The sequence below is a fragment of the Paenibacillus sp. SRL342 genome (genome assembly GCF_984798905.1).
The window spans coordinates 1,504,929-1,529,965 of the sequence record NZ_OZ481790.1; the positions used below are offsets into that span (position 1 = coordinate 1,504,929).

Sequence of the window (25,037 nt, forward strand, 5' to 3'; positions counted from 1 at the left end):
TATTGAATCACATCGATAAGCTCATCAGGATAAGCCGCATATCAATGGTGAAGGGTCAGGTAAGTTTACCCTCGCCATTGATATGCGGCTTTTTTTCATACATATTGCTCATTCGTGTTATATCTGTTATACTTGATATATAACAGATAACAAAAAGAAGGTGAACCCTTGATTATTCAACTGGATATGCAATCCGAACTTCCCATCTATTCGCAACTTGTTTATCAAATTATTGAAGGCATTGCTAGTGGTGAGTTACAGCTAGGTGAGGCGTTACCTTCGGTTCGGAATTTGGCAGCAGATATCGGTGTTAACCTTCACACCGTCAACAAGGCTTATACCCTACTCAAGCAAGATGGATACATTCTGGTTCATAGACAAAAGGGAGTTGTAGTGAACCCTGATGGAATGCCTGGTTTAACGGATGATTTTTTGAAAAAGCAGCAAAGAGAATTAAGACCGATTATTGCCGAAGCGATCTGTCGCGGAATGACCAAAGAGGAACTATCTGCGGTGTTAGACCAAATGTATGACGATGTAAAGATGGGTCACAACAAAGAATAAAGAATCAAGGGAGTGTGTTATGTATGCAGCTATTTAATATATTACCTATCATTTTAATCTTTGCCCCATTAGCCTTACTTCTATCCTTTGCACCATATCTGACAAGGGAAACCATTAGCTTTGGGGTTACGGTAAGTCAATATAATTACTACACACCCACCTTACGTAAGCTAAGGAGTACGTTTGCTAAAGTAAGTCTGATCGGAAACGGGATGATTATACTTATCTGTCTGTATTTTCTCCGATCAGCTAATGAAGATTCTACTGCAATGATTACCGGTGTTAGTACAATGATATTTATTGTGTACTGGGCAGCACTACACATCTTATTCCATTTCAAGATGAAAAAGATCAAAGGAACACTTACAACTGTAGAAGCACCTCAAAGAGTTAAAATCGATACCACCTTCCGCCAAAATAAACTCACCTATTCCAACTATTGGTTTCTCGTTCACATGGCTATTATTGTAGCTATTGCAATCATTACGATCCTGAATTATAAGGCACTCCCTAACGCCATTCCCATAAAATATGATCTTCAGGGCCATGTCACTTCCAGTGTACCTAAAACCTACCTCTCGGTACTGGCTATTAATCTTGTACAGCTAGGAATCATTGCACTTCTGATGTTGGTGAACTGGAGTATTAAATCAAGCAAACAACAGCTTACTACGTCTAATCCTGGCCAATTTGCTGCTGAGAATATTCAATTCCGCCGTAAATGGTCCCTATTTACGCTTGTAACAGGCTTACTTCTTACCATTTTATTTGCCTTCATTCAGATCAATATGTTCGTCCCTAATCTGGTCTTGTTAACAGCTATTAGCCTCATCACTCCTGTGGTGATCGTATTAGGTGTTGTATGGCTGTCTCTCACAGGCAGACAAGGCGGTGGGAAAATTCGTAATCAACAAAAGGATCACGAACGATCTAAGGAGCAGCCTGTGAATGACGATGATTATTGGAAGCTTGGGTTTATTTACTTCAATGCCAATGATCCTTCTTTAACCATAGAAAAGCGTTATGGAATAGGTTGGACGATTAACTTCGCTCGTCCACTATCTTGGGTCCTGTTGTTATTCATCATTGCTATTGTTGTTATAAGTATAGTTCTGAGCCAATAAATGCTCATAGATCTATGCATATGATAGATAAAATGATTAGGAGGAATTATTACAATGAACAATTGGAAAAAGCTATTACTTTCTCTTACTTTCGTAGGTCTCATCCTTCCGGTGACACCCATCTCAGAAGCTGCTGAAAAATCTGCTGGTAGTGAAAATCTTGTTCCTATTCGTGAGATTGCAGAAAAGAATGGGGCAGAGGTATCTTGGCAACAAAAGACAGGCGAAATCACAATACGAAAAAGTGAGCTTACGATTATAGTTAAGGTAGGAGAGAAACAGGCGATGGTGGATGGGCAAGCCATATCCTTAAACAATCCTGTTCAGTTAACGAAAGGAACTACCTATATGGATGGGGCATTTCTTTCCGAGACGCTGAAGGCAGCACCTGAGGACAGATTCATTTCACTTATTAGTGAGGGCGATGGCAAGGAGGCTGCCAAGTATGTTCATACCTCTGTGAGTGGAGTGTTGTCACCCACGTTGTTGAGCCAGCTGTGGGGAGCTTTAGAAGGACAAAATGGCAAAATTACAAGTGAAGCCATAGCTAAGCATGTAGAAAATAATACAGTGCATCGCAATGTTACCTATACGTTCAAAACAGAGCTGATTCGTTTGAATATTACGGTCAGAATGAATCATAACGGACTTGTGGATGATTTGCATATTGCCGCCGCTACGCCAGATGTGTATCAAAAACCAAGCTACGACGACCCATCTGCCTATACAGAACAAGCCATTACGGTTGGTCAGGGTGATTTGGCTTTGCCAGGGACATTAACTTTGCCCAAGGGAGAGGGACCTTTCCCGGTTGTCATTCTGGTACACGGATCTGGGCCTAACAATCAAGATGCTGCCATTGGTGGTGCAAAGCCGTTTCGCGATCTTGCGGTAGGTTTAGCTTCACAAGGAGTTGCTGTATTAAGATACGATAAGGTCACGTATGAGCATACCTATAAGGTGGCTTCACAGCCTAAATTCACATTAAAACAAGAGAGCGTAGATCAGGTAAATGATGCAGTGGAATTCCTTAAAAAGAATGCACATATTGATTCTACAGCGATTTTTGTAGCTGGACATAGTCAAGGCGGGTTTGCAATGCCATTAATCATTGCTGAGGATAAACAACATGATATTGCAGGAAGTATTCTACTTGCTGCACCAAGTAGTAGCTTTGTGGATGTGCTTACCGAGCAGCAGGACGAATTGGTAGAGCGGATGAAGCAGCTTGGTTTAGACACGGAGATGATTCAAGGACAAGCCGATTTTTATAAAAATGTGACTGCGATGGTTAAAGATCCAAAATACTCTGTAGATCATCTTCCTGAGGCGTTTCCACTTCAACCTGCTTATTGGTGGTTTGAGCAGAGAGATTATGTGCCTGCGGAACTGGCTAAAACACAAAATACACCTATGCTTGTTATACAAGGCGAAAATGATGTGCAAGTGTCTATGGATCAATTCCAAACCTGGAAATCGTCTCTTCAAGGTCATTCCAATGTAACGTACAATAGCTATCCAAAGGTAAATCATCTTTTATCCAGCTATGATGGACTTTCAATCGGTCAAGAGTACGCTGAGCCATCTAATGTCTCCAAAGCCATTATCGATGATATTGCAAAGTGGGTATTAAATCAAAGTAAAAACGGGAGTTCCATTCTTGGTTAAATGATAAATTGGAGAAGTGACGGATGGGGCGAGATATATAAGAAGAGCACTTACCGATATAGGCAAGTGCTCCTTTTCTTTTTTACAAATTTGCTTTATTTAGACCAATTGGACTCTTTCTCGTCTTCATCGGTATAATCAGACATGGTCAGTGGTTCCTTGGGAACAACGGCCACTTTGTAGAACCGATTTTTATCTTTTTCCAGCAAAACAAAGATTAGATTCTCGAACTCATATTCTTCCTGTTCGTTCATCTCGGGACGATGGCTGTAGAGCCATCCACCAATGGTGTCCCACTCATCTGCATCCAGGCTGGACATAAACATGTCATTCACCTTCGATAAGGAAACCTTACCATCCATAATGACATAGTTCTCATTGATGACTTGAATATCTTCCACTTCGTCTGCGTCGAACTCGTCGCGAATCTCACCAACAATCTGCTCAAGTACATCCTCGATGGTTACAATTCCGGAAGTTCCGCCATATTCATCGACCAGCACGGCGATATGTACGCCATCCTTCTGCATTTTCTTGAGCAAGTCCTTCACAGGAGTTGTTTCGTGAACAGCCGATACAGGCTGGATCAGGGAGGATAGATCGACAGGTTCATCGTTTCCGTAAAGTTCCAGGAAGAATTGTTTCGTATTAATGATACCGATGATATCGTCTTTACTCTCATTAACTACCGGAAAACGGGTATATTGTTCCTCACGAATGATCTCCAGGTTTTCCTCATTTGTTCTATTCACATAAAGGCAGACCATATCGGTCCGGGGTACCATGATTTCTTTGGCTAACATCTCATCAAAGGCAAAGATCCGGCTTACATAACCGAACTCGGCTTGGTTGATTTTACCACTTTCAAAGCTCTCATTAATAATGATCTGCAACTCTTCTTCGGAGTGTGCATCTTCATGCTCGGAAGCAGGTTTGATTCCGAACAGTTTCACCAGTTGGTTCGCTGAGCCGTTTAACAGCCAGATAAAAGGATACATAATTCGGTTAAACCAGATGATAGGTGTAGACGTCAGCAGTGCAACAGTCTCGGCTTTCCGGATTGCAATCGTTTTTGGAGCGAGTTCACCAACCACAACATGCAGATACGTGATGGAAGCAAACGCGATAACAAACGATAAGAATGAAGAAACCGCCTCAGGAATTTGCAAGCTTTCAAACACAGGGTGGAGAATCTTCTCTACCGTCGGTTCACCCAGCCAGCCCAGTCCCAGAGATGTGATCGTGATTCCAAGCTGGCAGGCAGACAAATATCCGTCCAGATTGGCAACAGCTTGTTTAACAGCCAGCGCACGCTTGTTTCCTTCTGCAATCATTTGGTCGATCCGGCTCGGTCGAACCCGCACTAGAGCGAATTCCACTGCAACAAAAAACGCCGAAAGTCCTATCAAAAAAGCAACCATTACTAAATTTAACGCATACCTCTCACTTTCCATTCACTGCTCTTCTCCTTTAGGTAATAAGTTTTTAACGATTATTATATCTAATTTTACGTAAGAAGACCACCTCCAGACAAAGAAATGAGGAAGAGTCTGGAAGGTGGAATGAGCAGATTGGCGTCACAAAGCGAATCTGCTCCATCATTAAACTGATATGTAGAAGGTAACACAGTCAAAATATACAATGAACAAAGTAGAAATCTGAATTTCCAGAATCAAGTATTCCGTCTGCTTATGTAAAGTTTTATCTAAGTAAACGTTACGAATAGGGGGTACAATGGGTATCTATGATTAGCTGATTACATAATCGTCAAAGCTGTGTAGGTGAGAGAAGGGCAAGGTCATGAAGCTTGCTACTTGAGGAGGAAGCCAAATGTTCTGGCTGGTCATTATATTACTCGTATTTATTTTCCAGGCAGCCACAATTCTACTGCTGGAATTTCGTAATCCGGCTAAAGCTGTGGCTTGGCTGTTTATTTTGTTCTGCGTGCCTTTGATCGGTTTTGTAGTGTACTATTTCGTAGCGCAGGATTATAACAAACGAAAAAAACTTCGCAAAGGTGGATCGCGGATCTTCCGTGAAATGAAGGAAACGATCTGGGAACAAGCCCACATCATTGGAGATGTCGAACATATGCCTGGTGATCGTTTCAGCCACCAGCATCGATTGTTTAACCTGTTATCCCATCTGTCGGAGAGCCCGATTACAGGTTGTAATAACAGTACGGTGCTCACAAATGGTGAAGAGGCATTTGCGGCAATGCTGAGCGAAATGGAAAAAGCAAAGCACCATCTGCATGTGGAATTTTACATTTTCCGTGATGATGTGATCAGTACGAAGTTTCAGGATGTCATGATTCGCAAGGCACAGGAGGGCGTGAAGGTTCGGTTTATTTGTGACGGTCTCGGCAGTCACAAGATGAGCTGGAGTTTTATCCGCAAACTGCAGGATGCAGGTGTGGAGTTTCATTATTTTCTACCGCCACTGATTGCAACGATTGACCGAAGAGTCAACTACCGGAATCACCGTAAAATTGTTGTTGTGGATGGACAGGTTGGCTTCGTGGGTGGCATTAATGTAGGCGATGATTACCTTGGACGATATCCGGAGGTGGGTTTCTGGCGGGATACACATGTGCAGATTGAGGGAGATGCCGTATATTTCCTGCAAAGTACGTTCCTTAACGACTGGAAATTGGCTTCCGGTGAGCGAATTACCGAACCCCAGCTTGTGGAATTGTTTCCACCTCATATCTGTAGCGGGGAAGAACGAATTCAGATTCTGGCCAGTGGGCCGGATCAGGACTGGGATGCCATTCAGGAAATGTGTTTTGGAGCCATTTCGGTAGCCTGTGACCGGATTTACATTACCACACCTTATTTTATTCCTGATCCTGCCCTGTATGAGGCACTCAAAACAGCCGCTGTCAGTGGCGTTGATGTGAAAATTATCATTCCGTATCAATCCGATTCAAAGCTTGTTCATTTGGCATCCCTTTCATATGTAGAGGAACTTCTGCGAGCAGGTGTTGAGTTCTTCCAATATCGCAAAGGTTTTGTACATGCCAAAGTGATGATTGTGGATGAGTTGCTTGCAACGGTAGGCACGGCCAATATGGATATGCGCAGTTTTTTTTGCAATTTTGAGTTAACGGCTGTCCTGTTCGAGTGCTCTCCGATTCGTCGTTTGATCACTGACTTTGAACGTGATCTCGGGGAATGCAGTCAGATCAATGGGGAGGTATTTCAGAGGCGTTCACGACGGCAAAAAGGCGCAGAAATGCTTTCTCGGATGCTTTCTCCGCTTCTTTAGGCGATTTAGGGCAGATTTCTGAGGATAAGTTCACTTTTTGTGAATTTATCTTCTTTTTGCTAAGTATTTTGTGCAAATTTGATCTTTTATGATATAATAGATATATAATTTATGTCTTGGTGAAGGAGGGGAGTCTGCGGGAAAACAGGCTCCCTTTTGCTCTCTTTTGAAAGTGCAAACCGGGATGAAGACCATTTTGAATCCATTTTATATCGCCTTTAGATGCTTGTGCTTGTATAGCCAGGGTACATGTAGAACAGCAGTTTGCTGTTTTCTAGATGTAGATTCACCCTGAGTATTTAAATGATTTATAAAATGGATTCACACACTGATTTAACGGGGGGGATACCATGTCCAATGTAACGGTGAAAGAACTAACAGTCAAGCCAGCTGACCGCGGGGTCAAAAGCTCGGTGTTTACATTAAAGCTGCTGCAACGTATTGTGATGATTCTGATTGGTGCTGCACTAATGGCTGTATCACTTGAAATATTCCTTGTGCCCAATGGCGTAATTGATGGGGGAATTACAGGTATTTCGATTATGGTGTCAGAGCTAACACATCTGCCACTCGGAGTATTCCTGACCTTGCTCAACTTGCCATTCCTGATTCTGGGATACAAGCAGATTGGTAAAACATTTGCGTTATCCACGCTGCTTGGGATCGTGGTGATGTCCATCGGGACTGCGTTGTTGCACCGCGTGCCTGCATTAACACCAGGAGAGCCATTGCTCGGAGCCGTATTCGGCGGATTGATCCTGGGTGTGGGGGTTGGACTCGTGATTCGTTCAGGTGGTTCACTGGATGGTACGGAGATTGTCGCCATCTTGCTGAGTGAGAAATCACCGTTGTCTGTAGGACAGATCGTATTGTTCATTAACGTGTTTATTTTCGCAGGTGCAGGATTTGTATTCGGCTGGCCGAACGCCCTGTATTCCATGATTGCATATTATATTGCGATGAAGATGATTGATATTGTGAATGAGGGACTTGACCAGTCCAAATCAGTATGGATCATTAGTGATAAATATCGTGATATCGGTTCAGCCCTGACAGACCGTCTTGGTCGTGGTGTAACTTTCCTGGATGGAGAGGGCGGATTCAGCGGGGACGAGAAAAAGATCATCTTTGTCGTGATCACCCGTTTGGAAGAAGCGAAGCTTAAGACCATCGTTGAAGATTGGGACCCGCAAGCCTTTGTGGCTATCGGTAACATTCATGATGTGAAGGGCGGACGTTTCAAGAAAAAAGGTATCCATTAGCGATTGATATACGCATGAATGATAATAGCCGACACCCTTGTGATGAGGGAGTCGGCTATTTTTTCTTCAAATGTTTGAGAATGAGCTCCACCGGTTGGGGTTCAACAGCTGCGATTAAATCACCGGTTTGGTTCAAGCGTTCAATAATGTTCATCAGATGGTAATCCTGGATGGAGACGTTGCTTCTAACCTCGTCCCAGGTAAGGGGTGTAGAGACAGTGGCCCCGGATTTGGCACGTGGTGTATAGGGAGCGGCAAGGGTCTTGCCTCCATAATGCTGGAGATAGTCAAAATAAATGCGGTCTCCACGGTCCTTTTTGAGTCGTTCCAGTGTGAACAGATCCGGGTGCTTCTGAGTGACATATTTACCCACAAAATAACCGATCTCTCTCAATTCATCAAAGGTTACTCCTTGCACAATGGGAACGATGATTTGAACTCCTGTTGCGCCCGAAGTTTTGGGAATAGACCTCAGACCAAGGGAAGTCAGGGTTTCTCCAACGATGAGTGCAGCATGCATGATCCGCGGTTCATGTTCCTGAGAGGGGTCCAGATCAATCATCCATTCACTGGGCAGATGGCTTCCCACAGTATGCAGAGAAGGATGAAATTCAAGTGCGGCCAGATTGCCAAGCCATAACAATTCCGGAAGTCCATTCATGACCACATAGCGGATGCCGTCGTGAACTTCAGTCCGCACATAATCTGGTATAGGCTCAGGGGCATTCTTTTGATAGAAAAATGTCCCTCCAGCGCCGTGGGGATATCTTATCGTGGTGAGAAGTCGATTGCTCGTATACGTGAGCAGATAAGGAGCCAGAGCGGCCAGCTTTTGCAGATAGATGGCTTTGGTGACACCCGCATCCGGCCATAACAGCTTGTCCGGATTCGTTACCGTCAGTTCTGTGCCTTCTATTATGATGGTTCCCTGGATCTTGGGGGCCATATGGAACACCTCCTATACGTGTAATCAATCTTGGACTGAGTCATTGAAGAAGCTGGTTCGCCAGACAATCCTCACGGGTTACATCCGCGAAGGTCTGAATACTGGGATGGCGTAGAGTGTGATGATGAGTCAACTCCATATATTGCACTTTGACTCCTATTCGCGGTTCCACCCAGGTGGTCTCTGCACTGCGCTCGGGTACATTATGGAACGGTCTGTCCTGTCTGATCAAAGGCTCGACTTGATGGGTGAGTTCCCGCCACGTATTGGAGTTCAATTTGCCAGTCCCGACATGACCAATATAGACAAAATTAGGCCCATCATATACACCGACCGCGACGGCATTCACAATACCGCTCCGGTACGTGACTCCCCCGATCATGGCATATACATCATGCATGATTTTGACTTTCTGCCAGCGCTGGTCCTTGCCCTGTATGCCATAACTGCTGGTGAGATCCTTGCAGACAATGCCTTCCATCTGATGTTGTCTCATGACCGTAAGCAGGGAAGAGGCATCAAGCGTATTGGTGACCTCCTGAACATGGGGAGCGGTGTTAAGGACCTCGTGCAACAGGCGCTGTCGATCTGCCAAAGGCTGATCCGTCACCCATTTCCCCTCATAGAACAGGATATCAAATACCATATATGTGACCGGAATCTGATGTATGGCTTGGGCGATACCTTCGGGTCTGCTCATCCGATCCCGCCGAAGAACATGATAAAACGAAGGTTTTCCGGTGTCTGGGTCCAGCGCAATAACTTCTCCATCCAAAATATAAGAGGAGCCTGCACATAAATTGCGTGGTGTTACCAGCTCGGGATACTGTGCGGTTCGATCATGTAATCTGCGATTCACCAGGCGCAGCTCATGCCCGTCCTCATAGGCAAGCATGCGGACTCCATCCCACTTGACCTGGGCAATCCATTGCGGTCCTGTGGGTAAGGTATCTCTGGAGATGGGTTCGAATGGAATCAACGGTTTGAACATGGGGTACTCCTTTCTTGTCCGGAGCATTAGAGAAACGAACGCCCTAAACATCATGCGTCTTTTCGATCTCCATATTTTTTGAATTTAACTTGTCGGAGTAGTCGTTAGGATGCACTAATATGGACGGTCTTATAAAAAGCGAATGAAAAAGCCCGGGTATCCGATCTCTCTGTGATGTGGAGAAATCAGGTACTCAGGCTTATGTTATGAAATTATCCATAATGATCGTGTGTGTCCTAACAAAATCAATTGGCAGCGGTTAGACGTACACGGATGTTCTGTGGGTCTACCGTAAACCAGGTACCCTCCACTTGTGTAACGACTGCACCGGAATGACGCAATTGTTCAAGTGCCTGATCCAATTGTTCCTTTGAGGCGTACACAATGGTGAAGTAGTCAATTCCTGTAGCGTTATCTGGATTAGCAGGTGCATTCACTCCTGCCCAGATATTAAGTCCCAGATGGTGATGATAACCCCCAGCGGAAACAAACAGCGCAGACATGTTGGCGAAGTTGCCCACGATATCAAAACCGAGTATGCCGGTGTAATAGTTGCGGGCTTCTTCCAGGCTGCGGACGTGGAAATGTACATGACCAATAACGGTGCCAGCAGGCAGGCCATGCCAAGGTTCATTCTCCGATATGGCAAACAGGCTTTCCACATCTACAGGATCACTTGCCATTACGTAGTTATTGTCGCTATCCCGTTTCCAGGTATCACGTGCACGGTCCGCATAGATTTCAATTCCGTTCTGATCGGGATCGGAGATATAGAAAGCTTCGCTGACCAAGTGATCACCTTGGCCGATATCGATGCCGGATGCAGCCAGATTACGAAGAGCAAGACCAAGGGACTTGCGGTCCGGCAGCAAGATGGCGAAATGATACAAGCCAGCGTGTGAGCGTTCCGGCAGGGTAATTCCATCCGTGAGCTCTTCCAATCGCAGCAGGGACTGTTTTCCGTCGGCTGTCAACGTAGCCACTTTGCCACTCCGCTCAAGTAATTTTAATCCAACCACATCGGTATAGAACTTAATTGAACGCTCCAGGTTCATAATTCGGAGACTCACTTCACCCAGATGGGTTGTGGCAGGGATTTGATACGTTGTATTCATGATGGTTTCCTCCTGAGAATAGATAATATGGGTTCTCGTTTGATTGTGTATATGCGTTGAAAACGGATTATTTAATTGCATACTGTTGAAGCAGAATTACAGGGTGACTGTATATTCATAAATAAGTTACTTTTCATAAGTTAATATAAAATATAAATCAGCTTTCGTCAATCGCATTTTGCAATTATAACTGGAGTTTTATTGACTAGTACTGCTTCAATCGTTCTGTAAAACAAAAAAATCCGACTGTGAAGCCGGATCGGAGTAGACCTCGTTACATGAGTCATATAACGGAATCGGTCTTGCCTTAGCGACATTCAAACTTTTGGTTTGGGTGTCGCCTTTTTTCTTTTGGCTGGTGCAGCAGGTGTATCGGATTCTCCTCCGGCAACCGCTTGAGCAGGCGTTTTTCGCGGTGCACGTTTCTTAGGCTTGGCCGTTGTTGTCCCAGGGTCAGCCGGAATAGGCTTCACGGCCTCGATACTTGCCTGCAAGGCAGCCATCAAATCCATCACGTTGGCTTCAGGTTTGGCTGGAGCAATCTTGATTTCTTCGCCTGCCACTTTGTGCTGAATAAGATCCAGCAGTTTGCTGCGATAGTCATCGGTGTATTTACCGGGTTCAAAAGGCGTGGACAATTGATCAATCAGCAACTTTGCCATCGTGAGTTCCTTTTCATTCACGTTCTGCACTTCAGGCAAGTTGGGCACCTGGGAGACAGGACGAATCTCGTCCGGATAGAAAATCGTCTCCATGGAGAGGCAATCTTCCAGCACACGTATGGCAGCCAGACTGCTTTTGGAGCGAATGGAGATTTTGGCGATCCCAATTTTGCCGGTATCTCGCATCGCGTTCATCAACAACTGGTAGGCATTTCCCCCAGCCTGATCGGGCGATAGGTAATATGTTTTCTGAAAATAGATCGGATCAATCTCAGTCAAGTCGACAAAATCCAGTATGGTAATGGTTTTGCTGGTGGAATCATTTAACGCTTCCAATTCATCTTTCTCGAAGAGAACAAACTTTCCTTTTTCATATTCATAGCCTTTGGTGATCTCTTCCCACTTCACGTCCACTTCACATGAGGGACATTGACGAACATAAGCGAGCGGGCTGCCGCAGACTTTATGGATATAGCGCATCGAGATGTCTTTGTCTTCGGTAGCCGAGAACATTTTGACAGGGACATGCACAAGGCCAAAACTGATTGCACCTTTCCAGACGGTATGCATAGATCGGCTCCTTTCAAAAGGTTGTTCAAAAATTTCCGCTTTTGATTACGAATCATGCCTAGCGGCATGATCAGCATCGAATATGAAATTCAGCCGAAATGTCCGTTGCTCACGTAGTTTGCCTACGCTCCGCTACTCCATTTCTAGCTTTATTCCATCTTCTCGGTACTGAAAACCGGACTTTTTGAAAACGGATTATATTCAATAGTATGGGCATCTGGCGCGAGGGATAATCGTCTTGTAGACGAACGAATTCGTATGGTTCGGCGAGACTCGGGGATGATAACAGAAACATGTTTGGATTCCGACAGGAAGACGAGCATGGGATAGGTAGTTATTCTCGCAGCACATATGCCGGGAGGTGCAATATTGAAGAACAGACGTGATGAGGAAGAAGCACACAAGCATGCATTTTCTCCATATCCTCTTGCCGAAGCCGAAAGTGCTGAAGAATTCTATACACCTGCTACAGCTGTAAACTGGGAAGCGGTCACTTCGGAAGAATTGCCCCTTGATCGGGAGTCGTTCATGCTCGACATTGACCGGATGGTGAATGAAGGGTTAGGCGGGGGACAGGTTACGGAAGATAACGGTTATATTGGTGATAGCACAACAGACACCATGATTAGGGAAGATCACGAAGATCCGGAAGGGGAGTATGAATAAAATGATGGATGCGAAGCGCGCCAAGGCGATCTATGATTCGAAGGATACCATTGCCGTTACATTGGAGGGAGATCCGGTCTGGATCGAGAGTGTGGATGAAGCCAATGGCATGGCTACCGTTCAGGTGGGCAGTAACCCGGGAAATACCCATACGGTACGTGTGGATCGTTTGGAGGAGTAGACACAAGTGGCATATCGTTATTGAGGGATTTGAGAATGAATAAAAGCTTAAATTTATGCATAACACAGCCGGTACCGAGAGGTGCCGGTTTTTGGTTTTTCCTAGTGGGTGTCTGAAACTTCGAAGGAAGCGAGTTTTGTGACACGTCTAATAATGCATGTTATATTTCCGCTTGCCTCCTTGGATGTTGCGGGGGAAGAAAGGGACCGATATAATAAGGTTCAAAGTGAACTCAGGCGGCTGGACCGCCAAAGGTGGGGCGAATATTGAATCAGACGCACGAGCAGTGGGTGTATCAATCCCATGGCATTGCAGATACAGAAGCACTCGCTTCCGCACTCGCCAGACAGGCAAACATCGGCATGGTGATTGCTTTGGATGGTGATCTGGGCGCGGGTAAAACGGCATTTTCACAGAAATTTGCCTGGCATTTGGGTGTACGTGATGTGGTAAGCAGTCCCACATTCACGCTAATTAAGGAGTACGAAGGGCGTTTGCCTTTATATCACATGGATGTATATCGCATATCGCTGGAAGAAGCGGATGAGCTTGGACTTGATGAATATTTCTATGGAGCCGGAGTCAGTCTGGTGGAGTGGTCGAGTATCATTCCCGAATTGCTGCCGCAAGAGCATTTGCATGTGCAGATTGAAACAACGGGCCTGGAGGATCGAACGATTACACTGGATGGGTACGGCGAGACTTATGCAGCCATGTGCCGACAGTTCAGACAGAATGGAGTCAAATGATGATGGAAGATTTACAAAAAGAGCCGCGTCAGCGGTTTTTGGCGTTGGATACATCCACCGCAGTGATGGCAGCTGCGATGATGGAAGATCATGCGCTTCTGGAAGAACGCAATGAACGGGCTGAGCGCAACCATTCGGTACACGTTGTACCGGTGATGGAGCAGCTGCTGGCCGCCAGCAACACACAGCCAGGGCAACTTGACGGCATTGCCGTTGGCGTTGGCCCAGGCTCGTACACGGGCATCCGCATTGCGGTGACCGCGGCGAAGACACTGGCCTGGGCGTGGGACATCCCCGTAGCCGGGGTGTCCAGCCTTCAGGCCATCGCCTGGGGCGGCTGGCACAGCGGCCTTGCCGCCAAGGCAGAAGCTGCGGCAGAGGATGCCGCAGTAGGGGCTGGCGGAAAGCCATCCGCGGACCAGGGCAGCACAGGTGCTGCCCCTGTCCACTGGATCGTTCCGCTTGTGGATGCACGGCGCGGTCAAGCGTGCACCGCGCTGTTTGCCTCCGCCGGGAGCGATGCCCCCCGGCGTCTGGCGCCTGATGCCATCCGCAAGATGGACGGATGGCTGGAAGCCCTCGCCGCCCGCATGGCGGAGGCGGCGCCGGAAGAGCGGCCCGCAGCCGTCTGGATCGTCGGCGAGACGGGCCCTCATGCTGCGGCAGCGGCGGAGCTTCACTGCCCCGCAGGAACGGCGCTCCAGCTCGTACCTTATGAGCTGGAAGGCCGCTGGGTTGGGCGCCTTGGCGCTGCCGCGCTGCTTGCAGGTCAGCGTGATGACGTGCATGCGCTGGTGCCGAACTACACCCAGCTGTCTGAAGCGGAAGCCAATCTGCTGCGCAAAGGCTAAAGGGGGAGGGGAAGCAGATGGACAATGTGGCGAATAATAAGCAGGAAGCAACGCTTCAGTTCAGGTTCATGACACTCGCGGATATTCCCGATGTGATGGAGATTGAACATGAGGCCTTTACCCTGCCCTGGACGGAAGAAGCATTTCAAAATGAATTGACACACAATCATTTTGCTAAATATATGGTGATGGAATTGGAAGGCAAGGCCATTGGCTATGCAGGTATGTGGACAATCATGGATGAAGCCCATATTACCAATATTGCAGTCAGAGGCGCGTATCGTGGACGCAAGCTTGGCGAAAAGTTATTGGATGAATTAATGAGCACAGCGGCTTATCTCGGGATGGAACGAATGACGTTGGAGGTCAGAGTCTCGAACAGCATTGCTCAGCGTTTATATCAGAAAAAAGGGTTTGAATCAGCGGGTCTTCGTAAGGGGTATTACTCCGATAATGGGGAAGATGCGATGATTATGTGGGCGAACTTGCCGTCTGCAGGCCGGAGCGGCGAAGAGGAAGGAAGCGTATTGGATTCATGAACGAACTTAATGAAAAAATAAATTCTGCACCATCCTACATTTTGGCGGTGGAGACAAGCTGTGATGAAACGTCGGTAGCAGTAGTGAAGGATGGACGGGAAGTGCTGTCCAATCTGATCTCAAGTCAGATTGAGACGCATAAGGCATTTGGTGGAGTAGTACCTGAAGTGGCTTCACGGAAACACGTTGAAGTCATTACGTTGATGCTGGAACAAGCGATCGAACAGTCCGGCATTCGTCCACGTGATCTAAGTGCAATTGCTGTAACACAGGGACCTGGGCTGGTCGGAGCACTGCTGGTGGGTATCGTTGCGGCCAAAACGATGGCGATGGCACTGGGCAAACCGCTCATTGGCACACATCATATTGCCGGGCATATCTATGCCAACCGACTTACTCATGAACTGCAATATCCAGCGATGGCACTGGTCGTATCCGGTGGACATACAGAACTTGTGCATATGGAATCCGAGGGCAAGTTCAAGCTGATTGGTCGTACACGTGATGATGCTGTAGGCGAAGCGTATGACAAAGTAGCACGTGCACTGGGTTGTCCTTATCCTGGTGGCCCGCATGTGGACCGGATGGCGTCTGAAGCGGAGGACGTAGTGCCATTACCACGGGTATGGCTGGAAGCAGGTTCGTACGATTTCAGTCTCAGTGGTCTGAAGTCTGCTGTACTGAATGTGCTCAACCAGGCCAAAATGCGCGGAGAAACCTTGGAGCCGTCTGCGGTTGCACGTGGTTTCCAGGAAGCTGTTGTTGAAGTGTTGGTGGAGAAAGCCGTTAGAGCAGTTCGTGAGTATGGTTCACGTCAACTGTTATTATGCGGTGGTGTTGCAGCTAACCGGGGGTTACGCTCGGCATTACAGGAGCGATGCACGAAGGAAGGGCTTGAACTGTTAATCCCGCCAATGGAATATTGTACAGATAATGCGGCCATGATTGGAGCGGCTGCGTATCTGAAATGGCAGCGGGGAGAAATTGCTGAATTTGATGCGAAGGCAGATCCGGGACTTTCCCTGGAGGAATGGTCCGTTCAGTCCGTATAGGCAAGCAGTTTGAGATTAAGAGTTGACAACAGGGATGTAAAGAATGTATATTTAGTTACAAATTTAAACAGGAATTCAGATTCCTGAACTGATAAACGCGATGAACAGGAATAGTAAGGTCATTCCCGGTTATAGAGAGCTGCGGTATGGTGCAACGCAGTCGAAGGAAACCTGAAACTCACCTGGAAGCGGAACGATGGAACACGGTGACTCCCCGGGAGAATCCGAAGGCCGATCATGGCCCAAAGTACATGGTTACGGGTTGCCTCCGTGAATGGGCCGTTGTTGGTAGGACCGTTATTACAAGGATCAACTGACGATAACTGAGGGGGCTTTCAGGCTGCTTCAAGTGATCCGGATATGCGAAAGCATTCAGGGGTTGTCTTGAATGAACAGGAAGGAAGTCAACAAGAGTGGTACCGCGAAGGTGAACAGCCTGTCGTCTCTTGCATTATTGCATGAGGTGGCAGGCTTTTTTTGATTTTCAAAATTAGGATGAATGAAGTTAGGTCATATTATAAATGTGATGAACGGGAGCAGTAGAACGATAAAGCGCTCAGAGAGCTGCGGGGTGGTGCGACGCAGTGGCTGGAATCATTCGAATCTCGCCCGGGAACGGAGCTGTGGAAGCGTGGGGACGATATCTATCGCCCAGTTGTCCTGATGGACAACAACATGTGTTACACAGCAACGGTTAACCCCCGTTATAGGGTGTTTCTCCGAATTCCAGTGATGTCGTGCTTGCACGCACATCCAGCGGATCTCGGAGACGACGAGGTGGATGGAGTCCGGCGCAAGCCCGGCCCATCAAGCGAGAGTGGTACCGCGGAGGGGATAATAACCCGCCGTCTCTTATATGAGATGGCGGGTTATTTGTGTTTGCTGCCGGCAGCAGGGTGGGCATGGGAAGAACCATATGGAGATTGAAGAATCAGAAGGTCAGGGTGTAAGTCGACGTACACTCTGTCATGAAGGTAAGCATGATATACAACGAACGAGTAATGAACATTGAACAACAAGTATAGGCACGAAACATTCAATAGGTATTACTGATCACCAAGGACTAAGCTACAAACAACATATGTGTTTACAAACAAAATATATAACAACAGTGACGGCGATTAGCAGGTGTTCTGTGGCTCGTGGATCGTAACGAAAATATTTATAAAAATTTGATGGAGGTTGATGGATATGACAACAACTAATAACAAACGCATGATTGAGATTTTTGATACAACGCTGCGTGATGGAGAACAGGCACCAGGAGCAAGTCTGCAGCCCGAGCAAAAGATTGAACTGGCACACCAACTGGCTTCTCTGGGTATCGACGTCATTGAGCCTGGATTCCCGATCTCCAGTCCAGGTGAGTTCGCGGCGGTTCAGGCGATTTCGAGACAGTTGCAGAACGTGGAAATCTGCGGATTCGCGCGTGCGGTCAAAGGTGATATCGATGCAGCTGTTCAAGCAACAGCGGATGCAGCACGGCGCCGAATTCACCTGTTTATCTCTTCTTCGGATATTCATATCGAGCATCAACTGCGCCGTCCGCGCAGTGAAGTGGTGGCTACCGCTCGTGAGATGGTATCTTATGCACGCCAGTTCACGGACATCGTAGAGTTCACAGCTATGGATGCTGCCCGTACCAAGATGGACGATTTGATTGAAATGGTTGAAGTCGCCATTGAAGCTGGAGCGAGCATTATTAATCTGCCGGATACGGTCGGTTATGCCCTGCCACATGAGTATGGCGAGATGTTCCGCCGGGTGCGTGAGGGTGCAAGAGGCGGCGATCAGGTTCGCTATAGTGCTCACTGTCACAATGATCTGGGCCTGGCCGTAGCCAATAGTTTGGCTGCGATTGCCAATGGAGCTACCCAGATTGAAGTAACCATCAATGGTATCGGAGAACGGACAGGGAACTGTGCACTGGAAGAGCTGATTATGGCGCTGGAGACTCGGGGAGACGCAATTGGTGCAACGACGAACATTAAGCTGAATCAGCTGTATGAGACTTCACGTCAGATTAGCCGTGCGATGCACTTCCCGATTGCATACAACAAACCAGTGGTGGGACGTAATGCATTCCAGCATGAATCTGGCATCCATCAGGATGGTCTGCTGAAGAATCGGAGCACCTATGAGATAATGGACCCGGAAGCGCTGGGTATTCCGCGCAGCATGATTATTTTGGGGAAACACTCCGGTCGTCACGCCCTGAAGGATCGGGTTCGTAAATACGGTTTTGAGCCGGATGAGCAACAGATGGAGCAATTGTATGAGGTGTTCAAAGAAACCGCAGACCAGCAAAAAGTGGTCAGTGACGACCAGTTATTACAGATGGTTAGCCAGACCATGAATATTCCTGCACAGGACTATGAACTGGTTGAATTGCAGGTGACAGCGGGCAGCATGACGGATCGAATGGCCGCCGTTCGCATTCGCACAAGCGCTGGAGAACAATCATACTCCGCTGTTGGCGGGGGACCCGTGGATGCAACCATCCGTGCGATTGGTCAAAGCATTTCCGATGATATTGCGTTTGTTGATATGGAGATGCATGCCTTGAGTGGGGGAGAGGGTGCAAGTGCAGAAGCTGTAGTTACCGTGGAGCGTGCAGGACGTGAGTTCCGGGGAACGGCAACACATAATGATATCGTCATGGCTGCCGGTCTTGCTTATGTAGCGGCTTGTAATGCTGCTGGGCTGAAGGCGGAGTCTTCCGAACATCATGAACAAGAAGCACATGCGTAAAACATCTTTGCCAGATCGTATCTACAGCGGCAATAGTAGCAATTGCAATTCGATGTAAATATGCATGGCATATAGTAAATCAATGACGGGCAGGCCTTGAACGACAAAGGTCTGCTTTTGTCTTATTATGGAGGAGCATTGAGGAGTGGAAGGATGCATTTGTCAAGGTGTGACTATAGTTATCCACATATCCAGTGAAAATTGTGGGTAACTAGGATAAAGTCAAACCAGTATAGTTTTCGAAACGAAAAGGGTTTAGGGGATAGAATGACTCCTTACTATCCACAAAGTTGTGGATAAAGTGGATAACTTGGTGGATAAATATGGTTTTTGTGTGTAAAAGGCTATTCTACCGCTGTATAATTAAGCTTATTAATGTGCTTGCTATCTTGCTTTCTTGTGGATAAGTGTAAGGGGAAAGGGGATAAAAATATTTCTCTTCATTCGAGTAAATTTGACAAAAGTCAAAACAGCTTCCCTAACCTCCGTATGTTAGAGATCAATCTCAAGGAACATACAGAACATAAGGTGCATACCTTCAATACTCATCCGTAACAAACAAAAAGCTGATCCCAATAAGGAATCAGCCGGTGGTACAACTATACTTGTATGGACGCGATCAAGCCATGGTCTGAGTCTGTACAATTCGTCCTATTATTCCATAGCTAGTTCTTCCCAGTCCTCGTATGCTTTGGTGAGTTCTACTTTGTGTTTCTCCGATTGTTGCTGGAGTTCTTGCAGCTTCATATAATCCTGATAGATTTCAGGCAGAGCCATCTGTGCCTCAAGTTCGGTAATCTTTGTTTCCAACTCCGCAATCTGTTGTTCCAGAGCTTCCTGCTTGCGTTGACGGTTACGTTCTTCACGTTTCGCCTGTTTTTCCGCTTCGAATGAAGCCGCTCCGGATTTTTCGGTTGTGGCTGTGTTCAGATCGGATTTGGACGAGTTCTTGGACGAAACCTGACGTGCTTCAGCAGCTTCGCGTGCGATGTCCTCAAGCTCCTGTTTCTTCTCCACATAATCATCGTAATTACCGAGATAGTGTTCCGTTCCGCCAGGATGAAGCTCGACAATGCGCTCAGCCATTTTGTTGAGGAAGTACCGGTCATGGGAGATGAACAGCAGGGTGCCTTCATAATCCATTAATGCTGCTTCCAGCACTTCTTTGGCAAACAGGTCGAGATGGTTCGTAGGCTCATCCAGAATGAGCATGTTGGCTTCCTTCAGCATCAGCTTGGAGAGAGAGACACGTGCTTTCTCACCGCCGCTGAGGGAGGAGATCTTCTTAAGCACATCGTCACCGCTGAACAAAAAGTTCCCCAGTACGGTCCGAATGCGTGCTTCTTCCATCCCGGGATAGGCACTCCACAGTTCTTCCAGAACCGTGTTGGACGGATTGAGCCCAGTCTGTTCCTGATCATAATAGCCGATCTGCACTTTTGTTCCCCATTGGATCTCCCCGGTCACCGGACGTAAACTTCCCGTAAGACACTTCAGCATGGTGGATTTACCAATACCGTTTGGTCCAATCAGAGCAACCGTTTCCCCGCGCCGCAGATCGAAGGATACGTTGCGGAACAATGGAGAAGCCTCGTCATAAGCGACGGATAGCTGATCCACTCGAAGCACTTCCTTGCCGGACATAACGGCGGTTTCGAAGGAAAAATGGGCTTTTTTCAAATCTCCCATCGGTTTATCAAGCCGCTCCATTTTGTCGAGGGCTTTACGCCGGCTTTGCGCCCGTTTGGTCGTCGAAGCACGTACGATGTTTTTCTGAACAAAATCTTCCATCTTGGAGATTTCACCCTGTTGTTTCTCATATTGCTTCATCTGAGTTTCATACTCGGCAGCTTTGAGCTCCATATAACGGCTGTAATTGCCCGTATATTTTTTGGAGCGGTGACGTTCGATCTCAACGATGGTCGTTACGAGTCGATCAAGGAAGTACCGGTCATGGGATACCACGAGCAGTGCGCCTGAATAACCTCTCAGATAATCTTCCAACCAAGTAAGGGTGGCGATATCGAGATAGTTGGTAGGCTCGTCCAGCATGAGCAGATCGGGTGCCTGAAGCAGAATACGAGCAAGCGCAAGGCGTGTCTTCTGCCCGCCGCTCAGCGTAGCAATGGGGGTGTCTGGCGAAAATTCGCCGAATCCCATCCCGTGCAGTACGCTGCGAATGCGGGTTTCCATCTCATAGCCACCATGGTCCTTGAACCAATCGGATCGTTTTGCATAACGTTCCAGCAGGTCCGCATACTTTTTCTCGTCTTCCATCTGGGCAGGGTCGGCAATATCGCGTTCCATCTGACGCAAATCGGCTTCAGCCTGTGTCAGGTGAGCGAAGACGTTCATCATTTCTTCCCAGATGCTGCGATCGGATTGCAGCCCGCTGTTCTGAGCGAGGTAACCGAGCGTTGTTTCTTTGGATTTGAAAATCTGTCCTCCATCATAGGACATTTCACCGGCTACAATTTTGAGCAAAGTGGATTTTCCTGCACCGTTTACACCAACGAGGCCGATGCGCTCGCGTTCTAATATTTGTAAGTTCACGCCGTCCAGGATAGGATCGACACCAAAACGTTTGATAATTCCGGATACTTGCAGCAGCATAAAATTAAGTTCCTCCATAGGTCCAGTTCTTGATATGACAACTATATCCCAGTTTACATGAAATACAGAGCAATTGCACCGATTGGGAACGCATGGGGCATGTAGTCTTTTTGATCAATCAATGATAAACTGAAAGAAGGCATGTTATTACATGAGGATTTTGCAGAAAATGAATCATTTTAACCATTCAACAAGATGACAACTGGTCATAACATATAAATTGTTTTAAATGAGAGCTTTTTTCTACCTTCCCTATCAACAGGAGGTTATTCAAGGATATGCAGGATCATGCGGAACTGAAAAGTCAGCTTCGATCCAGACTGAGACAGAGCCGTGATCTGATGGATGCAGGCATGCGTCAGCAGGCAATGACTAAGATTAACGCTGGAGTGAAGCGGGAGCTGGATCGCCTTAGACGGGACAAGAGCAAGGTTGTGAACAGACCACTCGTTATATTCAGTTATTTGTCCTATGGAAGCGAAGCGTCCACAGCTTTTCTGTTTCAAGAGGGCTGGAATCATGGAGATGTGATGTTTGCACCAAAAGTGTTGGCGAATCCACCTCGAATGGAGCTACGGCGAGTGACCGGAGAACAGGATCTGGAGCCAGGCATATGGGGGATACCGGAACCCAAGGATTCCTGTGAAGTTCTGTCAGCTGAAGATTGGCCGGATATCGATCTCGTATGGGTACCGGGACTTGGTTATGACATTCATGGTGGACGCATTGGTTATGGTGGCGGTTATTATGATCGTTTTGCCGAGACGCTTGCAGCACAATGTGCGATGACGGAGAGGAAACCGTTGATGGCTGCGATGGTATTACCGGGTCAGCTACAGGATGAGATTCCGATGGACCTGCTCGATCTGCGGATTGATCTGTTGATAACAACCGAAGGTATATTACATATCGAATAAAGGGTTGTGATGTGATTGAGTTCAGAAGCGAACAACGGCCAACCTTCCGGTGGCAAACTGACCCATTTTAATGAACAGGGGCGGGCCCGGATGGTTGATATTTCGGGTAAGGAAATTACCGTACGTACGGCTGTGGCCGTAACCAAGGTGACGATGAATCCAGATACACTGGAAGCGATTCGGGAGGGCCGAATCGGTAAAGGTGATGTTCTGGCTGTGGCTCAGATTGCCGGGATTCAAGGCGCCAAGAAAACGTCGGACTGGATTCCGATGTGCCATCCACTGGCACTGACGGGTGTGGATATTCGTTTTCATGATAACGGAGTGGATGAATTACACATTGAAGTTACTGTCAAAACCGAAGGCAAAACGGGGGTTGAGATGGAGGCGCTCACGGCTGCCTCAGCTGCAGCACTGACGGTCTATGACATGTGCAAGGCCATGCAAAAAGATATGATTATCGGTCCAACCATGCTGAATTCCAAGAGTGGTGGCAAAAACGGTGATTACAGCCGATAGGCAATATTTATTTTCATAGAGGAGAAGGGTGATCTTTATGGTGTGGAGAACAGCAATCCTGACAGCCAGTGACAAAGGAGCCCGCGGGGAACGTGAGGATACGAGTGCACAAGTCATTCGGGAGCTGGTGGAAGAAGAGCTGGGTGGTCAAATCGTGGAGTACCGTATCGTTCCGGATGAACCCGATGAGATCATTGCGGCTTTGATTGAGATGACGGATTATTTTCACGCCGATCTGGTGCTGACTACCGGTGGCACGGAGCTGGCCATTCGTGATATTACTCCGGAAGCGACCCGGCGCGTAATTGAGAGAGAAGTTCCCGGGATGGCAGAGGCCATGCGGTACAGTGTAATGAGCAAAAACCGTTCTGCAATGCTGTTCCGTGGGGTATGTGGCATTCGTGGACGCACGCTGATTGTTAATCTGCCAGGTACACCAAAGGGTGTGCACGAACATCTGGCTGCCATTATGGATCAGCTTCCAGAAGCGCTGCTGATGGTTACGGGTCAGTTCAAGCAATAATCGAGCACGGACTCTGGGGCAAGATATCCGATTAGCCATGACCGTTGTTAGATTGTTCTAGTGACATCTCTTATTTGTGAATTTTGCGGGTTATGTAAGTGGTTACATCTATGGTATGATGGGCTTAAATTAAGAACGCAGCAGAGACATCTATGAACATCTGGCCGAGTATGCGCATCTTCGAAGCTTGAGACGAGGAGGAATATCAATGTTAAGTTCCATTGGACCAACGGGTTTTATTTTGCTGGCCGTGATTGCATTGTTGTTGTTTGGACCTAACAAACTTCCGGAACTGGGACGTGCAGTTGGGCGTACCTTCCGTGAATTCAAAGAGGGCGCTCGCGAGATTATCTCTGAGGATGACTCGTCCAATCGCAAAGAGCAGGAGAAGGCGAAACCGCTGGCGGCTGAGAGCACACCTGCAGACAAGCCTGCTGATAAACGCCTGCCGGAATAATCTTGACGGCAACGAAAGAGAAATCCCTTCCTGCCGGAAGGGTTTTGTATTTTAAGCTGGCAATAATGGGGGGCAGGCATGACGCAGCAAATGGAAGAAATGTCGATTACGGAACATCTGAGTGAGCTGCGGAAGCGGCTGATCTACGTATTAAGTATATTTGTGCTGGGCCTGATTGCAGGATTTTTTGTGGCGGACCCGGTATACCAATATCTGACCAAGGCAGAGTCGGCAAAAGGTTTTGTATTACATGCCTTCTCGTTCTGGGACGGGATAGGCATCTACATGAAGATTGCCGGTTTGTTTTCACTTATTATTACGTTGCCGTTTACGGTGTATCAGATCTGGAAGTTTGTTAGTCCAGGGCTAAAGCCGCGCGAACGAAAAGCAACGCTGAAGTATGTACCCTATGTATTTCTTTTATTTCTGACAGGTATGGCTTTCTCGTATTATGTTATATTTCCTATGGCACTTGCCTTCACAACAGCAATTACGGAGAAGATGGGGCTTGTGGAGACCTACGGGATGAAACAGTATTTCAGCTTCCTGTTTGGCATTGTGCTGCCTGTGTCCCTGTTATTTGAGCTTCCTTTACTTATTATGTTTCTGACAGGACTGCGGATTCTGAATCCAATTCGCCTTCGCAAGATGCGCAGAGTTGCTTATTTTGTCTTGATCTTCATTGCAGTGGTCATTACACCTCCAGACTTTATTTCCGATCTGCTGGTGATGATTCCCTTGCTCCTGTTATATGAGATCAGTGTGTTATTATCCGCAATCGTATACCGCAAGCAGCTTGCAGCCGATGAGGAGATCGAATCCCGTTACGTTCGTGCCGAGGATAAGAAACATGCGGGCTGAATGAGGATAAGCTGTAATGTGCCCGGAAAAGACGGTATGTTCTTATCCGGGCTATTTCTGTAGACTGCCGACCAAACTACAGGACAAGCAGGCATATTATGTTCAACAATGGATACAATGGGAAAGGGACTGTCTGCTAACGTTGCAGAAGGACTAAACAATTTCGTAGAATAAGATTAGTGAATT

23 protein-coding genes and 1 other annotated feature are annotated in these 25,037 nt (G+C 47.1%); of the genes, 17 read left to right on the forward strand and 6 right to left on the reverse strand.

Annotated features, from left to right (window positions below; translation table 11 throughout):
- Window positions 1-168 precede the first annotated feature (168 nt).
- From AC4E8D_RS06695 to AC4E8D_RS06705, 3 genes are read left to right on the forward strand one after another with little or no spacing between them, the layout of a single operon-like run.
- Window positions 169-564 (forward strand): GntR family transcriptional regulator, encoded by a 396-nt coding sequence (locus AC4E8D_RS06695; RefSeq protein WP_036611299.1) that lies wholly within the window; start codon window positions 169-171, stop codon window positions 562-564.
- Between the two features lie 23 nt (window positions 565-587).
- A complete protein-coding gene (locus tag AC4E8D_RS06700; protein ID WP_221819127.1) occupies window positions 588-1,688 on the forward strand; it encodes a DUF1648 domain-containing protein in 1,101 nt (366 codons plus the stop codon).
- Between the two features lie 54 nt (window positions 1,689-1,742).
- Entirely contained in the window at window positions 1,743-3,356 is a 1,614-nt protein-coding gene (locus tag AC4E8D_RS06705) for an alpha/beta hydrolase family protein (protein ID WP_490205984.1), read from the forward strand.
- Between the two features lie 95 nt (window positions 3,357-3,451).
- Here AC4E8D_RS06705 and AC4E8D_RS06710 read toward each other — a convergent pair whose 3' ends face one another.
- Entirely contained in the window at window positions 3,452-4,810 is a 1,359-nt protein-coding gene (locus tag AC4E8D_RS06710; RefSeq protein ID WP_076209623.1) for a hemolysin family protein, read from the reverse strand.
- Between the two features lie 376 nt (window positions 4,811-5,186).
- On the opposite strand from AC4E8D_RS06710, the gene cls reads away from it, so the two are divergent.
- Window positions 5,187-6,626, forward strand: a complete 1,440-nt coding sequence (gene cls / locus AC4E8D_RS06715; RefSeq protein WP_221819129.1) for a cardiolipin synthase — start codon at window positions 5,187-5,189, stop codon at window positions 6,624-6,626.
- 350 nt (window positions 6,627-6,976) lie between these two features.
- Window positions 6,977-7,888, forward strand: a complete 912-nt coding sequence (locus AC4E8D_RS06720; RefSeq protein ID WP_221819130.1) for a YitT family protein — start codon at window positions 6,977-6,979, stop codon at window positions 7,886-7,888.
- Between the two features lie 55 nt (window positions 7,889-7,943).
- Here the strand turns inward: AC4E8D_RS06720 and ligD are convergent, their stop codons facing one another.
- The 4 genes from ligD to ku form a co-directional block, all read right to left on the reverse strand.
- Window positions 7,944-8,834 (reverse strand): non-homologous end-joining DNA ligase, encoded by an 891-nt coding sequence (gene ligD / locus AC4E8D_RS06725; RefSeq protein ID WP_339307257.1) that lies wholly within the window; start codon window positions 8,832-8,834, stop codon window positions 7,944-7,946.
- Between the two features lie 40 nt (window positions 8,835-8,874).
- Window positions 8,875-9,825 carry an ATP-dependent DNA ligase gene (locus AC4E8D_RS06730; protein WP_221819132.1) on the reverse strand — a complete coding sequence of 317 codons (951 nt, stop codon included), beginning with the start codon at window positions 9,823-9,825 and terminating at the stop codon, window positions 8,875-8,877.
- A 245-nt stretch (window positions 9,826-10,070) separates the two neighbouring features.
- The gene (locus AC4E8D_RS06735) at window positions 10,071-10,940 is read right to left on the reverse strand and encodes a VOC family protein (protein ID WP_221819133.1); all 870 of its coding nucleotides are present in this window, start codon (window positions 10,938-10,940) and stop codon (window positions 10,071-10,073) included.
- A 317-nt stretch (window positions 10,941-11,257) separates the two neighbouring features.
- A complete protein-coding gene (ku, locus tag AC4E8D_RS06740) occupies window positions 11,258-12,172 on the reverse strand; it encodes a non-homologous end joining protein Ku (protein ID WP_017690092.1) in 915 nt (304 codons plus the stop codon).
- Between the two features lie 369 nt (window positions 12,173-12,541).
- Between ku and AC4E8D_RS06745 the strand changes: the two genes are divergently transcribed.
- The 7 genes from AC4E8D_RS06745 (at window position 12,542) to AC4E8D_RS06775 (ending at window position 18,961) form a co-directional block, all read left to right on the forward strand.
- Window positions 12,542-12,838, forward strand: coding sequence for a hypothetical protein (locus tag AC4E8D_RS06745; protein ID WP_186327780.1), 297 nt, complete (start codon window positions 12,542-12,544; stop codon window positions 12,836-12,838).
- 4 nt (window positions 12,839-12,842) lie between these two features.
- On the forward strand, window positions 12,843-13,019 hold the full coding sequence (locus AC4E8D_RS06750) for an H-type small acid-soluble spore protein (protein WP_145321463.1): 177 nt from the start codon (window positions 12,843-12,845) through the stop codon (window positions 13,017-13,019).
- 266 nt (window positions 13,020-13,285) lie between these two features.
- Window positions 13,286-13,768 (forward strand): tRNA (adenosine(37)-N6)-threonylcarbamoyltransferase complex ATPase subunit type 1 TsaE, encoded by a 483-nt coding sequence (tsaE, locus tag AC4E8D_RS06755; RefSeq protein WP_221819134.1) that lies wholly within the window; start codon window positions 13,286-13,288, stop codon window positions 13,766-13,768.
- 2 nt (window positions 13,769-13,770) lie between these two features.
- Window positions 13,771-14,619: a tRNA (adenosine(37)-N6)-threonylcarbamoyltransferase complex dimerization subunit type 1 TsaB gene (gene tsaB, locus AC4E8D_RS06760; RefSeq protein ID WP_449003792.1), complete on the forward strand. Its 849-nt coding sequence runs from the start codon at window positions 13,771-13,773 to the stop codon at window positions 14,617-14,619.
- Between the two features lie 17 nt (window positions 14,620-14,636).
- Window positions 14,637-15,158 (forward strand): ribosomal protein S18-alanine N-acetyltransferase, encoded by a 522-nt coding sequence (rimI, locus tag AC4E8D_RS06765; RefSeq protein ID WP_036668955.1) that lies wholly within the window; start codon window positions 14,637-14,639, stop codon window positions 15,156-15,158.
- Window positions 15,155-16,210, forward strand: a complete 1,056-nt coding sequence (tsaD, locus tag AC4E8D_RS06770; protein ID WP_017690086.1) for a tRNA (adenosine(37)-N6)-threonylcarbamoyltransferase complex transferase subunit TsaD — start codon at window positions 15,155-15,157, stop codon at window positions 16,208-16,210. The genes rimI and tsaD overlap by 4 nt, the downstream gene beginning before the upstream one ends.
- Window positions 16,211-16,727: 517 nt before the next feature.
- Window positions 16,728-17,066: a binding site (T-box leader), on the forward strand.
- Between the two features lie 335 nt (window positions 17,067-17,401).
- Window positions 17,402-18,961, forward strand: a complete 1,560-nt coding sequence (locus AC4E8D_RS06775; protein ID WP_036668956.1) for a 2-isopropylmalate synthase — start codon at window positions 17,402-17,404, stop codon at window positions 18,959-18,961.
- A 654-nt stretch (window positions 18,962-19,615) separates the two neighbouring features.
- Here the strand turns inward: AC4E8D_RS06775 and AC4E8D_RS06780 are convergent.
- Entirely contained in the window at window positions 19,616-21,574 is a 1,959-nt protein-coding gene (locus tag AC4E8D_RS06780; protein WP_490206474.1) for an ABC-F family ATP-binding cassette domain-containing protein, read from the reverse strand.
- A gap of 278 nt (window positions 21,575-21,852) precedes the next feature.
- Between AC4E8D_RS06780 and AC4E8D_RS06785 the strand changes: the two genes are divergently transcribed.
- From AC4E8D_RS06785 to tatC, 5 genes are all read left to right on the forward strand, one after another.
- Entirely contained in the window at window positions 21,853-22,491 is a 639-nt protein-coding gene (locus tag AC4E8D_RS06785; RefSeq protein WP_339307272.1) for a 5-formyltetrahydrofolate cyclo-ligase, read from the forward strand.
- Window positions 22,492-22,506: 15 nt separating this feature from the next.
- Complete coding sequence (gene moaC / locus AC4E8D_RS06790; protein ID WP_339307274.1) at window positions 22,507-23,010, forward strand: cyclic pyranopterin monophosphate synthase MoaC; 504 nt, start codon at window positions 22,507-22,509, stop codon at window positions 23,008-23,010.
- Window positions 23,011-23,047: 37 nt separating this feature from the next.
- Entirely contained in the window at window positions 23,048-23,533 is a 486-nt protein-coding gene (locus tag AC4E8D_RS06795; RefSeq protein WP_017690080.1) for a MogA/MoaB family molybdenum cofactor biosynthesis protein, read from the forward strand.
- A 208-nt stretch (window positions 23,534-23,741) separates the two neighbouring features.
- Complete coding sequence (tatA, locus tag AC4E8D_RS06800; protein ID WP_036611264.1) at window positions 23,742-23,990, forward strand: twin-arginine translocase TatA/TatE family subunit; 249 nt, start codon at window positions 23,742-23,744, stop codon at window positions 23,988-23,990.
- A 78-nt stretch (window positions 23,991-24,068) separates the two neighbouring features.
- Window positions 24,069-24,851: a twin-arginine translocase subunit TatC gene (gene tatC, locus AC4E8D_RS06805; protein WP_091033760.1), complete on the forward strand. Its 783-nt coding sequence runs from the start codon at window positions 24,069-24,071 to the stop codon at window positions 24,849-24,851.
- Window positions 24,852-25,037 lie beyond the last annotated feature (186 nt).

Excerpts from the sequence above, each read along its gene's own strand:
- AC4E8D_RS06750 (WP_145321463.1), top strand. The coding sequence starts at position 12,843 with ATGGATGCGAAGCGCGCCAAGGCGATCTATGATTCGAAGGATACCATT.
- tatC (WP_091033760.1), top strand. The coding sequence starts at position 24,069 with ATGACGCAGCAAATGGAAGAAATGTCGATTACGGAACATCTGAGTGAG.
- AC4E8D_RS06710 (WP_076209623.1), bottom strand. The coding sequence starts at position 4,810 with ATGGAAAGTGAGAGGTATGCGTTAAATTTAGTAATGGTTGCTTTTTTG.
- tatA (WP_036611264.1), top strand. The coding sequence starts at position 23,742 with ATGTTAAGTTCCATTGGACCAACGGGTTTTATTTTGCTGGCCGTGATT.
- AC4E8D_RS06795 (WP_017690080.1), top strand. The coding sequence starts at position 23,048 with ATGGTGTGGAGAACAGCAATCCTGACAGCCAGTGACAAAGGAGCCCGC.
- rimI (WP_036668955.1), top strand. The coding sequence starts at position 14,637 with ATGGACAATGTGGCGAATAATAAGCAGGAAGCAACGCTTCAGTTCAGG.
- tsaB (WP_449003792.1), top strand. The coding sequence starts at position 13,771 with ATGGAAGATTTACAAAAAGAGCCGCGTCAGCGGTTTTTGGCGTTGGAT.
- tsaD (WP_017690086.1), top strand. The coding sequence starts at position 15,155 with ATGAACGAACTTAATGAAAAAATAAATTCTGCACCATCCTACATTTTG.
- cls (WP_221819129.1), top strand. The coding sequence starts at position 5,187 with ATGTTCTGGCTGGTCATTATATTACTCGTATTTATTTTCCAGGCAGCC.
- AC4E8D_RS06775 (WP_036668956.1), top strand. The coding sequence starts at position 17,402 with ATGACAACAACTAATAACAAACGCATGATTGAGATTTTTGATACAACG.
- AC4E8D_RS06730 (WP_221819132.1), bottom strand. The coding sequence starts at position 9,825 with ATGTTCAAACCGTTGATTCCATTCGAACCCATCTCCAGAGATACCTTA.
- AC4E8D_RS06705 (WP_490205984.1), top strand. The coding sequence starts at position 1,743 with ATGAACAATTGGAAAAAGCTATTACTTTCTCTTACTTTCGTAGGTCTC.
- AC4E8D_RS06785 (WP_339307272.1), top strand. The coding sequence starts at position 21,853 with ATGCAGGATCATGCGGAACTGAAAAGTCAGCTTCGATCCAGACTGAGA.
- ligD (WP_339307257.1), bottom strand. The coding sequence starts at position 8,834 with ATGGCCCCCAAGATCCAGGGAACCATCATAATAGAAGGCACAGAACTG.
- AC4E8D_RS06735 (WP_221819133.1), bottom strand. The coding sequence starts at position 10,940 with ATGAATACAACGTATCAAATCCCTGCCACAACCCATCTGGGTGAAGTG.
- AC4E8D_RS06720 (WP_221819130.1), top strand. The coding sequence starts at position 6,977 with ATGTCCAATGTAACGGTGAAAGAACTAACAGTCAAGCCAGCTGACCGC.
- AC4E8D_RS06700 (WP_221819127.1), top strand. The coding sequence starts at position 588 with ATGCAGCTATTTAATATATTACCTATCATTTTAATCTTTGCCCCATTA.
- AC4E8D_RS06780 (WP_490206474.1), bottom strand. The coding sequence starts at position 21,574 with ATGCTGCTGCAAGTATCCGGAATTATCAAACGTTTTGGTGTCGATCCT.
- ku (WP_017690092.1), bottom strand. The coding sequence starts at position 12,172 with ATGCATACCGTCTGGAAAGGTGCAATCAGTTTTGGCCTTGTGCATGTC.